The organism is Bacillus siamensis KCTC 13613 (assembly GCF_000262045.1).
Taxonomy (GTDB): domain Bacteria; phylum Bacillota; class Bacilli; order Bacillales; family Bacillaceae; genus Bacillus; species Bacillus siamensis.
Map to the genome: position 1 here is coordinate 358,365 of NZ_AJVF01000041.1, position 12,192 is coordinate 370,556.

A 12,192-nucleotide genomic window follows, 5' to 3' on the forward strand; every position below is an offset into this window, starting at 1 on the left:
AAATACAGCGAAAAGGTGTGCAAATCATGAAATATCAACCAAAAATGGGACGCGCGCTGCACGATGCGGAAGGAAATCTGCACTTCAGTGATCAGAGCGATAAAGAGAAGGCGGGTTTTCTTGAAGAGACGGCGACGGAGTTCGGTCTTTTATCGAAAGATGCAGTCGCAAGGAAAAACAGACGGAATAAAACTTGACAGGGGAGTGCAATCCCATTATTATAATAGAAATTGATGTACATAAGTCAAAATAACGATTTTGAACCGATAATGGAGAAGAGTAGGTCAGAATGCATGGAGAAGAGAGGAACCGTCCCGGGCTGAAAGCGGATCCGCACTGCATCTTTCTCGAAACAACACTCCGGAGGTTCCCTGCTGAACGCTTTTGCGAGTCATTAGGCAGCGGACGTGAACCTGCGTTAACGGTCAGAGCGGGGATGCTTCAGCATTCCAACTAGGGTGGCACCACGGGTATAACTCTCGTCCCTACTATACATGTATAGTAGGAGCGGGAGTTTTTTTATTTGAAGAAAGACATTAAGGAGGCCTGTTACATGGCATATCACATTCCAAGAGGCACACAGGATATACTGCCGGGTGAATCAGACAGATGGCAGTTCGTCGAACAAATTATGAGAGAGACGTGCCGCACTTATCAATATAAAGAAATCCGCACGCCGATTTTCGAGCATACGGAATTGTTCGCAAGAGGCGTCGGTGAGTCTACAGATATCGTGCAGAAAGAAATGTACACGTTCGAAGACCGTAAAGGGAGAAGCCTGACGCTTCGGCCGGAAGGAACAGCCGCTGCAGTCCGCGCGTTCAATGAAAATAAATTATTTGCGAACCCGGTGCAGCCGACGAAGCTGTATTATGTCGGACCGATGTTCCGTTATGAACGTCCGCAGACGGGACGCTTCCGCCAATTCTATCAATTCGGAATTGAAGCGATCGGCTCCAAAGATCCGGCTGTGGATGCAGAAGTCATTGCGCTTGCGATGAGCATTTACCGTAAAGCCGGTTTGAAAAATGTCAAGCTTGTGCTGAACAGCCTCGGTGACCAGGAGAGCCGCAAAGCCTACCGTGAAGCACTCGTCAAACATTTTGAACCGCGCATCGGAGAATTTTGCTCAGACTGCCAGTCGCGCCTGCACACAAACCCGCTCAGAATTCTTGATTGCAAGAAAGACAGAGAACATGAACTGATGAAATCGGCACCGTCCATTCTTGATTACTTAAATGAAGAATCAGCCGCTTATTTTGAGAAAGTCAAACAATACTTAAACGATCTCGGCATCCCGTTTGAAATTGATCCGAACCTTGTCAGAGGGCTTGATTACTACAATCATACCGCTTTTGAAATCATGAGCAACGCGGAAGGTTTCGGAGCGATTACAACACTTGCCGGAGGGGGCCGCTATGACGGGCTTGTTGAACAGATCGGCGGACCTGAAGCGCCGGGTATCGGATTTGCGATGAGCATCGAACGTCTGCTGGCAGCCATTGACGCTGAGAAAGCAGAGCTTCCCGTCAACCAGGGGATTGACTGCTATATCGTGACGCTAGGAGAAAAAGCGAAGGATTATTCCGTATCCCTCGTGTACAAACTGAGAGAAGCGGGCATCTCAAGTGAAATTGATTATGAAAACAAAAAAATGAAGGGCCAATTCAAAACGGCTGACCGTCTCGGCGCACGCTTTATTGCGATTTTAGGGGAAGATGAACTTGCCCAAAATAAAATCAATGTAAAAGATGCGGAAACAGGCGAGCAGCGTGAAGTGGTGTTAGACGAGCTGATACAAGTGTTAAAGGCAGATCAAAAGCAGTGAAGGAGAGGAACGCTATGTTTGGAAGAACATATTATTGTGGCGAGATAACTGAAAAAGCGATTGGCGAAACCGTCAAACTGAAAGGATGGGTGCAGAAACGGCGCGATCTCGGCGGCTTGATTTTCATTGATTTGCGCGACCGTTCGGGTATTGTGCAAGTTGTGTTCAATCCTGACGTCTCGAAAGAAGCCCTTGCCGCGGCAGAAGCAATCAGAAACGAATATGTGCTTGATATCGAAGGCACGGTTTCTGCCCGTGAAGAAGGCACGGTGAACCCTAACCTGAAAACCGGTAAAATTGAAATTAAAGCCGAAGCAGTGACGGTACTCAGCACGGCGAAAACGCCGCCGTTTCCGATCAGTGACCAGGCGGCTGACGTTTCTGAAGACGTCCGGTTAAAACACCGCTATTTGGATTTGCGCCGCCCGGCGATGTTTCAAACATTGCAAATGCGCCATCAAGTCACAAAATCCATCCGCCATTTCTTGGATGAAAACGGATTTCTTGATATTGAAACCCCGATTTTAACGAAAAGCTCTCCGGAAGGCGCCCGTGACTACTTGGTGCCGAGCCGGGTGCATGAAGGGGAATTTTACGCTCTTCCGCAATCGCCGCAGATTTTTAAACAGCTTCTGATGGTATCTGGCTTTGAGCGGTATTATCAAGTGGCCCGCTGTTTCCGCGATGAAGACCTGCGTGCCGACCGCCAGCCGGAATTTACGCAGATTGATATCGAAATGTCCTTTATGAGTCAAGAAGACATCATGGCTCTGGCGGAAAAGATGATGGCGAAAGTCGTGCTCGAAACAAAAGGCGTCGAAGTATCGCTGCCGCTTCCGCGAATGACATATGAAGAAGCGATGAACAGCTACGGTTCCGACAAGCCTGACACCCGCTTCGGCATGCTGCTGACGGACGTATCAGACATTGTGAAAGATACTGAATTTAAGGTGTTCTCATCAGCTGTAGCCAACGGCGGTGTTGTAAAAGCGATCAATGTTAAAGGAGCTGCCGGCGACTACTCCAGAAAAGATATTGATGCGCTCGGCGTTTTTGCCGGAAATTACGGCGCGAAAGGTCTCGCTTGGGTCAAAGTTGAAGCTGACGGCGTAAAAGGCCCGATTGCGAAATTCTTTAATGATGAGAAGCAGGCAAAACTGGCTGAAGCGCTGGATGCTTCTGAAGGCGATCTGCTCCTGTTCGGCGCTGATAAGTTTGAGGTTGTGGCTCAATCCCTCGGTGCGCTGCGCTTAAAGCTCGGTAAAGAACGCGGCCTGATTGACGAAAGCCTCTTCAACTTCCTGTGGGTTGTGGACTGGCCGTTACTGGAGCATGACGAGGAAGAAGGCCGTTTCTATGCGGCTCACCATCCGTTTACTATGCCTGTCCGTGAAGACCTTGATCTGATTGAAACAGCGCCTGAAGATATGAAAGCGCAGGCTTACGACCTCGTCTTAAACGGTTATGAACTCGGCGGAGGCTCCATCCGGATTTTTGAAAAAGACGTTCAGGAAAAAATGTTCGGGCTTCTCGGCTTTACACAAGAAGAAGCGGAGGCGGAGTTCGGATACCTTCTTGAAGCCTTTGAATACGGCGCTCCTCCGCACGGCGGAATCGCGCTCGGTCTGGACCGTATCGTTATGCTTCTTGCAGGCCGTACAAACTTAAGAGATACGATCGCTTTCCCGAAAACGGCAAGCGCAAGCTGCCTTCTTACGGAAGCGCCCGGCGAAGTAAGCGACGCCCAGCTTGAAGAACTTCACCTTTCTGTCAAAAGAAAAGTGAAACAGTAAAGATCAGCAGTTTGTTTCTTGAAAATCAAAATCTGCTGTGATATGATTTTGACAAGTTAAATAAAGTCCTGATGTGTTAGTTGTACACCTAGTTTTGACCGAACATTTTTTTGCTTTGGGAGCCCGTATTTTTAAATGGCGTACATGCCTCTTTTCATTCGGTAAAGAGGACTTACAAGATTTGAAAAAGGGCACCCACCTGCTGAGAGCGGGTTCAAAACGAAGGAAAGCTGCAACGGCACAATTGGGACTTTATTTTTTGTGCGCTGAAACCAGCGGCTTTTTGACAAGCCGAGTTTATAAAACCAGAATGTGGAGTGAGGTTCTTGTTACATCAGTTTTCCAGAAATGAGCTAGCGATTGGAAAAGAAGGGCTGGACACGTTAAAAAACAGCACGGTGGCCGTTCTCGGCGTCGGCGGAGTCGGTTCATTCGCAGCCGAAGCACTGGCGAGGTCCGGAGTGGGACGGATCGTCCTTGTCGATAAAGATGATGTTGACATTACAAACGTAAACCGCCAGTTGCATGCGCTCTTGTCGACGGTGGGACAGCCGAAAACGGACTTGATGAAAGCGCGGATCGCGGATATTAATCCGGATTGCGATGTCGTCGCCTTAAAAATGTTTTATACAGAAGAGACATATGAGCAGTTCTTTGAGTATCCGCTCGATTACGTCATTGACGCGTCGGATACGATTCATTATAAAATTCATCTGATGAAAGAATGTCTGAAACGGGATGTTCCGCTGATTTCGAGCATGGGAGCGGCGAATAAAACAGACCCGACACGCTTTCAGATTGCTGATATTTCAAAAACCCATACTGATCCGATTGCCAAAGTCGTCCGCACAAGGCTTCGTAAAGAGGGCATTAAAAAAGGCGTACAGGTCATTTTTTCTGATGAAAGCCCGATCGTCATCCGTGAAGACGTCAGAAAAGAAGTCGGGAATGATGAAGCGAAAATCCGCAAAGCGCAAATGCCGCCGTCTTCCAACGCCTGGGTTCCGTCAGTGGCCGGTCTGATTATGGGCGGACATGTCGTGATGGAGCTCTTAAAGGACATCAAGATTAAACGGGTTAAAGATAAATAAAAAGAAAAACAGCCTTCTTTAAGAAAGGCTGTTTTTTATTTGAATCCGCCGCTTGTACGGACGGTTTGGCATGTATCAAACAAAAAAGACAAGAACACATGGGGTGTCCTTGCCCGGTTATTTTTTCTTCATCAGTTTTTCATATACTTGCTTTATGGCGGCTTCAAATTTCCCCGTTTGTTTCGGTTTATAGTATTGTTTGTTTTTTAACGGATCGGGCAAGTATTGCTGTTCGACCCATCCGTTCTCGAAATCATGAGGATATTGATAGCCGATCCCGCGTCCGAGTTCTTGGGCCCCTTTATAGTGGGCGTCTTTTAAATGTTTCGGCACATCACCGATTTTACCCGCTCTGATATCATTAAGCGCCTCATCAACGGCTGAGATGGCGGAGTTTGATTTTGGCGAGAGGCATAATTCGATGACCGCATTGGCCAGCGGAATTCTCGCTTCCGGAAAGCCGATCCGTTCTGCGGTCTGAATCGCGCTCAGCACCCGGGGGCCTGCCTGCGGGCTTGCGAGGCCGATATCCTCATAGGCGATCACGAGAAGTCTTCTTGATATGCTTTCAAGGTCGCCGGCTTCGATCAGACGGGCCAAATAATGAAGGGCGGCGTTTGCGTCAGAGCCCCGGATTGATTTTTGGAACGCGGATAACACGTCATAATGCGCATCTCCGTCTTTATCATGGGTATAGCTTTTTTTCTGCAGACATTCCTCCGCTGTTTCCCGTGTAATCCGGATCGTGCCGTCGCTTGCTTCCTTTGTGGAAAGCACGGCAAGCTCCAGCGCGTTCAAAGCGGAGCGGACGTCTCCTCCGCACCCTTGCGCGAAATGATCCATCGCGTCGTCGTCCACCGAAACGCTGTAAGAACCGAGTCCGCGGTGTTCATCTGTAAGCGCTCTTTTCAATGCCTGCTTGATCAGATCGGGTGTTAACGGTTCGAGCTCGAATATCTGGGTTCGGCTTCTGATGGCCGGGTTAATGGCATGATAAGGATTGGCAGTCGTCGCGCCGATTAAAATAATCATGCCGTTTTCTAAATAGGGCAGCAGAAAATCCTGTTTCCCCTTATCAAGCCTGTGCACTTCATCAAGGATTAAAATGACCTGGCCTGACATTTTCGCTTCCTGTACGACAATCTCCATGTCTTTTTTATTATGAATGACGGCATTCAATTTCCTGAATGCGATGCTTGTCGATCCTGCGATCGCCGTGGCGATGGACGTTTTTCCGATGCCCGGCGGACCGTACAGGATCATGGAGGATAAGTGCTTTGCACGCACCATTCTGCCGATGATTTTATCTTCTTTGACCAGGTGTTCCTGGCCGATAATGTCTTCGATATTGGCAGGCCGCATCCGATACGCCAGTGGTTTCATGAACATCTCTCCTTACATATACAGGGTAACGGAAAACGGACGATTAGAAAAGCGAATTGCGGCAGGCCCCGTGTTTCAATGAAAATTAGGATAAGTTATGTTATAATAACAGTTGGTCTATAAGATACTAAACAGATTATTCATATCCATTTACTTGTATAAATTAACAATTAGAATTGACTGGGGTGTTCATATTGAAAATATCGACAAAGGGAAGATACGGGCTCACCATTATGATCGAATTGGCGAAAAAGCACGGAGACGGTCCGACGTCGCTCAAAAGCATCGCCCAAACAAACAGCCTTTCTGAGCATTACTTGGAACAGCTTGTATCACCGCTCAGAAACGCCGGACTCGTAAAAAGCATCAGAGGCGCTTACGGGGGTTATGTGCTCGGCGGGCAGCCTGAAGAGATCACGGCCGGAGATATTATCAGAGTGCTGGAAGGACCGATCAGCCCGGTGGAAGTTCTTGAGGATGAAGAGCCTGCCAAGCGGGAGCTATGGATCCGCATCCGCGACGCCGTAAAAGACGTGCTGGACAGCACGACGTTAGAAGACCTTGCGAGCTACACGGACGGCGAGCAGGAAGCTTATATGTTCTATATTTAAACCAGAGGTGTAAAAAACAATGGAACGGATTTATTTAGATCACGCCGCGACTTCCCCGATGGATGAGCGTGTGCTTGAAAAAATGAAGCCGCATTTCTTCGGCAGCTTCGGCAACCCGTCAAGCATCCATTCATTCGGAAGAGAGTCCCGGAAATGGGTCGACGAAGCGAGAGCGGACATCGCCCGTGAAATCAGTGCGAAAGAACAGGAAATCATTTTCACAAGCGGCGGCACGGAGGCTGATAATTTAGCGATTTTCGGAACGGCTGCTGCGCGGAAGAATGAAGGGAAGCATATCATTACGACCGCTGTTGAGCATCATGCCGTACTGCACGCTTGCGAAAAGCTGGAAGAAGACGGTTTTGAGGTGACATACCTCAACCCCGGCCCATCAGGACGGATCAGTGCAAATCAGGTGAAAGAAGCGCTCCGTGATGATACAATCCTTGTTACCGTCATGTATGGCAATAACGAAGTCGGAACCATTCAGCCGATTGACGAAATCGGAGAGCTGTTAAGCGGGCATCAGGCCTATTTTCACACAGATGCCGTCCAGGCATTCGGTTATATGCCGATTGACGTGAAAAAAAGCAGAATTGACATGCTGTCTGTTTCCGGTCACAAGCTTAACGGGCCAAAAGGGACAGGCTTTTTATATGTAAATCAAGAGGTGAAGCTGTCACCGATTCTTTTCGGGGGAGAGCAGGAACGAAAGCGCCGCGCGGGGACGGAAAATGTACCGGGCATCGCCGGCTTAAAAGAAGCGGTCGTTCTTTCAAACCGTGAGCGGGAAGAGAAAACAGCGAAGTTTAAGGAGTTTAAAAACATCATCATGAGCACGCTGGAAAAAGCCGGCGTGACAGCGGAGGTGAACGGAGATGCCGAGAACTGCCTGCCTCATATTTTAAATCTTTACTTTCCCGGTGTGCCGGTGGAAGCGCTGCTGGTCAATCTTGACATGGAGGGCGTTGCTGTCTCCAGCGGATCCGCGTGTACGGCGGGATCCGTTCTTCCGTCCCATGTGCTTACGGCCATGTTCGGAAGTGAAAGCGGCAGACTGACCTCGTCAATCCGTCTCAGCTTCGGCCTCGGCAATACGGCGGAACAAATCGAAACAGCTGCCGAAAAGCTTGCCGACGTCGTTAAACGGCTTGCTTAAAACGGCGGACTTACGTTTTAATGGAGTGAATGCAAATGGAAAAACGGCCGGAGAATACAAGAGTCGTAGTCGGCATGTCCGGCGGAGTGGACTCTTCTGTGGCGGCCCTTCTGCTGAAGGAGCAGGGCTACGATGTAATCGGAATTTTTATGAAAAACTGGGATGATACGGACGAAAACGGTTTTTGCACGGCGACTGAAGATTATGAAGACGTCATCCGGGTCTGCAACCAAATCGGAATTCCGTATTATGCCGTCAATTTTGAAAAGCAATATTGGGAAAAGGTATTTCAGTATTTCCTTGATGAATATAAAGCCGGAAGAACCCCTAATCCGGATGTCATGTGCAATAAAGAAATTAAGTTTAAGGCTTTCTTGGATCATGCTTTATCACTCGGCGCGGATTACCTTGCGACGGGCCATTACGCCCGCGTGGACAGAAGCGCAGGTACAGTGCGCATGCTTCGCGGTCTGGATGAAAACAAGGACCAGACTTATTTTCTGAATCAGCTCAATCAGGAACAGCTCAGCAAAGTCATGTTCCCGATCGGTGATCTGCAGAAAAGCCGCGTGCGGGAAATCGCCAAAGAAGCGGAACTTGCGACAGCTGCGAAAAAAGACAGCACGGGAATCTGCTTTATCGGCGAACGCAACTTCAAAACGTTTCTCAGCCAATATCTCCCTGCTCAGCCGGGCGATATGATGACAATGGACGGAGAAGTAAAAGGGCGTCATGACGGACTGATGTATTATACGATCGGACAGCGCCACGGTCTTGGAATCGGCGGAAGCGGCGAGCCGTGGTTCGCAGTCGGTAAAGATCTCGAGAAAAACATTCTGTATGTCGATCAGGGATTCCACAATCCGCTTCTGTATTCCGATAAAATCACGGCGACAAATATCAGCTGGACGCGTCCCGGTCTGATGGACGGCGGCGAAATGACATGCACGGCGAAATTCCGCTATCGTCAGGAAGATCACAAAGTAACGGTGAAAATGACGGGTGCCGATGAAGCGGAAATCATTTTCGACGGGCAGGTCCGCGCCGTAACGCCGGGACAAGCCGTTGTTTTTTATGACGGAGAAGAGTGCCTCGGCGGCGGAACGATAGATGACGTTTATAAAGACGGAACAAAATTGTGGTACGTATAACACATGTAAAAAACCTCAACTCGCATGTTGGGGTTTTTTAGCGAAAGGAAGTTAAAAATGGATTATAATAAAATCGGAATTGATGCCATGCAGGAGGGCGATTTTGAAAAAGCGGCAGAGGCTTTCACGAAAGCGATTGAGGAAAACGGCCAAGATCCGGTGCCGTACATCAACTTCGCAAATCTGCTTTCTTCAGTGAACGAACTTGAACGCGCGCTTGCATTTTACAACAGAGCGCTTGAATTGGACAATTCAGCGGCAGCCGCATATTACGGAGCGGGAAATGTATACGTGATGAAGGAATCGTTTTCCGAGGCGAAGGATATGTTTGAAAAAGCGCTTCGCTCCGGAATGGAAAACGGAGACTTGTTTTATATGCTCGGCACCGTTCTCGTCAAATTAGAGCAGCCGAAGCTTGCGCTGCCGTATTTGCAGCGGGCCGTTGAATTAAACGAAAATGACACGGAAGCGCGCTTCCAGTTCGGAATGTGTCTCGCAAACGAAGAAATGCTGGATCAAGCATTGGCGCAGTTTGAGACGGTGATTGAACAGGACCCAAGCCATGCGGACGCATTTTATAATGCCGGAGTCGCTTACGCTTACAAAGAAAATCGTGAAAAGGCGCTTGAGATGCTAGAAGGCGCAATCGGCATACAGCCTGATCATATGCTCGCGCTTCATGCGAAACAGCTTATCACTCAGTCATAACAAAAGGAGGGAAGGCTCGTGGATCAGCTGAACATCGAGGAACAGCCGTATGTAAAAGGCGTCATTCATACGGTCATTTACCACAATGACACCAACCTGTATACAGTGCTGAAAGTCAAGGTTGCAGAAACGTCTGAGGCGATCGAAGACAAGGTCGTATCCGTAACGGGCTACTTCCCTCTGCTGCAAGAAGATGAGACTTACACATTTTACGGAAAAACCGCCACACACCCCAAGTTCGGCCTGCAATTTCAGGCTGAACACTTTAAAAAAGAAATTCCGACCACAAAAGAAGGGATCATTCATTATTTATCAAGTGATCTGTTTGAAGGAATCGGGAAAAAAACGGCGGAAGAAATCGTCAAAAAGCTTGGAGACGGCGCGCTCAATAAAATTCTGGCTGATGCATCGGTGCTTTATGATGTGCCGAAAATGTCGAAAAAGAAAGCGGACAAACTGGCGGGAGAGCTGCAGCGGCATCAGGGGCTTGAACAGATTATGATTTCTCTGAACCAATACGGTTTCGGGCCCCAGCTATCCATGAAAATTTATCAGGCTTACGAAACGGAAACCTTGGAGAAAATTCAGGAAAATCCTTATCAGCTTGTAAAGGACGTGGAAGGCATCGGTTTTGTGAAAGCCGACGAGCTGGGCGGGAAAATGGGGCTGTCAGGAAACCACCCGGAGCGGGTCAAAGCGGCTATCTTATATACGATCGAATCAACCTGTCTTTCAGAAGGTCATACGTACATAGAGACAAAGCAGCTGATTATCAATACGCAAACGCTTCTGAATCAGTCAGCTGAAGGCGGCCGCGTCACGGAAATGGATGCGGCCGACGGCATCATCGCCCTCGGGGAGAGTAAGGACATCGTCATAGAAGGAGAACGCTGCTATTTTCCGTCCTTGTTTTACGCGGAACAAAACGTCGCAAAACGCGTCCTCGACATTGCGGCCCAGACGGAGTATGCCGATCAGTTTCCTGAATCGGAATTTCTTCTTGCGCTCGGTGAACTGGAAGAACGGATGAACGTACAATACGCTCCGAGTCAAAAGGATGCGATTCAAAAAGCACTGTCCTCGCCAATGCTTTTACTGACCGGGGGACCGGGCACGGGAAAAACGACCGTTATCAAAGGCATCGTGGAATTGTACAGTGAACTGCACGGAGTATCGCTTGACCCTGGTGAATATAAAAAAGATGAAGCATTTCCGGTGCTGCTTGCCGCACCGACCGGAAGAGCCGCAAAACGGATGAGCGAATCTACGGGTCTGCCGGCTGTTACAATTCACAGGCTGCTCGGCTGGAATGGCGCTGAAGGCTTTACCTACAATGAAGATCAGCCGATTGAAGGGAAACTGATTATTATAGACGAAGCGAGTATGCTCGATATTTGGCTCGCCAGCCATTTGTTTAAGGCGCTCCCTAAGCACATTCAGCTTATCGTCGTCGGTGATGAAGACCAGCTTCCTTCCGTAGGGCCTGGGCAGGTGCTGAGAGACCTTTTGGCTTCTGAGGTGCTGCCGACCGTGCGTCTGACAGATATTTACCGTCAGGCGGAAGGGTCATCCATCGTTGAACTTGCCCATGATATGAAAAAGGGACTGCTTCCCAAGGGGCTGACCGCGCCGACAAAGGACCGCTCGTTTATCCGCTGTAATTCTTCACAAATTAAAGAAGTCGTGGATCAAGTCGTCTCGAATGCGCTAAAAAAGGGGTATACGTCCAAAGACATTCAAGTGCTCGCGCCGATGTACAGGGGAAAAGCGGGAATTAACGAACTGAACGTGCTTCTTCAAGACATTATGAATCCGCCGAAAGAAAAAAGGCGGGAGCTGAAATTCGGAGATGTCGTCTACAGGACGGGCGATAAAATATTACAGCTTGTCAACCAGCCGGAAAACAATGTGTTTAACGGAGATATCGGCGAAATCGTGTCTATCTTTTATGCCAAAGAAAATACGGAAAAAGAAGACATGGTCGTCGTCTCGTTTGACGGGAACGAAATCACCTTTACGAAAAAGGATTTCAGCCAGTTTACCCACGCTTACTGCTGTTCCATTCATAAGTCGCAGGGCAGCGAATTTCCGATTGTCGTCCTGCCTGTCGTTAAAGGCTATTATCGAATGCTCAGGAGAAATCTCCTTTATACCGCCATTACAAGAGCCAAAAAATTTCTGATTCTTTGCGGAGAAGAAGAAGCGCTTGAATGGGGCGTCAAAAACAATGATGCCACCGTCAGACAGACGTCACTTAAAAACAGGCTCACAGAGCAGACTGAAGAGATGGATGCAGAACTGGCCGCCCTGCAAAAAGAGCTGCCGTTCAGTGTATACGATGCGAATATCGGAATGGAAGGCATCACGCCTTTTGACTTTATGGAAGAAAAAGCGTAAATAAAACCCGGCGTATGTTCATGCGCCGGGTTTTCGCCTGTGGAAGTCATTTCAAAGTATGGCGCCCGGCT

At 48.6% G+C, this 12,192-nt stretch carries 10 protein-coding genes, 1 other RNA gene and 1 other annotated feature; of the genes, 10 read left to right on the plus strand and 1 reads right to left on the minus strand.

Translation table 11 applies throughout. The annotated features are described in order from the left end of the window. Positions 1 to 26: 26 nt before the first annotated feature. From Y79_RS1000000121405 to Y79_RS0117360, 5 genes are all read left to right on the plus strand, one after another. Positions 27 to 197 carry a YrzK family protein gene (locus tag Y79_RS1000000121405; protein WP_016938816.1) on the plus strand — a complete coding sequence of 57 codons (171 nt, stop codon included), beginning with the start codon at positions 27 to 29 and terminating at the stop codon, positions 195 to 197. 60 nt (positions 198 to 257) lie between these two features. Beyond that, positions 258 to 490 (plus strand) — a binding site (T-box leader). Between the two features lie 63 nt (positions 491 to 553). Continuing rightward, complete coding sequence (hisS, locus tag Y79_RS0117350; protein WP_016938818.1) at positions 554 to 1,828, plus strand: histidine--tRNA ligase; 1,275 nt, start codon at positions 554 to 556, stop codon at positions 1,826 to 1,828. Positions 1,829 to 1,842: 14 nt separating this feature from the next. Further along, on the plus strand, positions 1,843 to 3,621 hold the full coding sequence (gene aspS, locus Y79_RS0117355) for an aspartate--tRNA ligase (RefSeq protein ID WP_016938819.1): 1,779 nt from the start codon (positions 1,843 to 1,845) through the stop codon (positions 3,619 to 3,621). A gap of 62 nt (positions 3,622 to 3,683) precedes the next feature. Then, positions 3,684 to 3,876, plus strand: a non-coding RNA gene (gene ssrS / locus Y79_RS1000000121025) — 6S RNA. Between the two features lie 71 nt (positions 3,877 to 3,947). Next, on the plus strand, positions 3,948 to 4,712 hold the full coding sequence (locus Y79_RS0117360; RefSeq protein ID WP_016938820.1) for a tRNA threonylcarbamoyladenosine dehydratase: 765 nt from the start codon (positions 3,948 to 3,950) through the stop codon (positions 4,710 to 4,712). A 117-nt stretch (positions 4,713 to 4,829) separates the two neighbouring features. On the opposite strand, the gene Y79_RS0117365 is transcribed toward Y79_RS0117360, so the two are convergent. Next, positions 4,830 to 6,095, minus strand: coding sequence for a replication-associated recombination protein A (locus Y79_RS0117365; protein WP_016938821.1), 1,266 nt, complete (start codon positions 6,093 to 6,095; stop codon positions 4,830 to 4,832). Between the two features lie 194 nt (positions 6,096 to 6,289). On the opposite strand from Y79_RS0117365, the gene cymR reads away from it, so the two are divergent. The 5 genes from cymR (at position 6,290) to recD2 (ending at position 12,121) form a co-directional block, all read left to right on the plus strand. After that, the gene (gene cymR / locus Y79_RS0117370) at positions 6,290 to 6,706 is read left to right on the plus strand and encodes a cysteine metabolism transcriptional regulator CymR (protein WP_003152730.1); all 417 of its coding nucleotides are present in this window, start codon (positions 6,290 to 6,292) and stop codon (positions 6,704 to 6,706) included. Between the two features lie 19 nt (positions 6,707 to 6,725). Continuing rightward, on the plus strand, positions 6,726 to 7,865 hold the full coding sequence (locus Y79_RS0117375) for a cysteine desulfurase family protein (protein ID WP_016938822.1): 1,140 nt from the start codon (positions 6,726 to 6,728) through the stop codon (positions 7,863 to 7,865). A gap of 35 nt (positions 7,866 to 7,900) precedes the next feature. After that, complete coding sequence (gene mnmA, locus Y79_RS0117380; RefSeq protein ID WP_016938823.1) at positions 7,901 to 9,016, plus strand: tRNA 2-thiouridine(34) synthase MnmA; 1,116 nt, start codon at positions 7,901 to 7,903, stop codon at positions 9,014 to 9,016. An 87-nt stretch (positions 9,017 to 9,103) separates the two neighbouring features. Continuing rightward, entirely contained in the window at positions 9,104 to 9,724 is a 621-nt protein-coding gene (locus tag Y79_RS0117385; RefSeq protein ID WP_099744802.1) for a tetratricopeptide repeat protein, read from the plus strand. 18 nt (positions 9,725 to 9,742) lie between these two features. Then, entirely contained in the window at positions 9,743 to 12,121 is a 2,379-nt protein-coding gene (gene recD2 / locus Y79_RS0117390; RefSeq protein ID WP_016938825.1) for an SF1B family DNA helicase RecD2, read from the plus strand. The last annotated feature ends 71 nt before the right edge of the window (positions 12,122 to 12,192 follow it).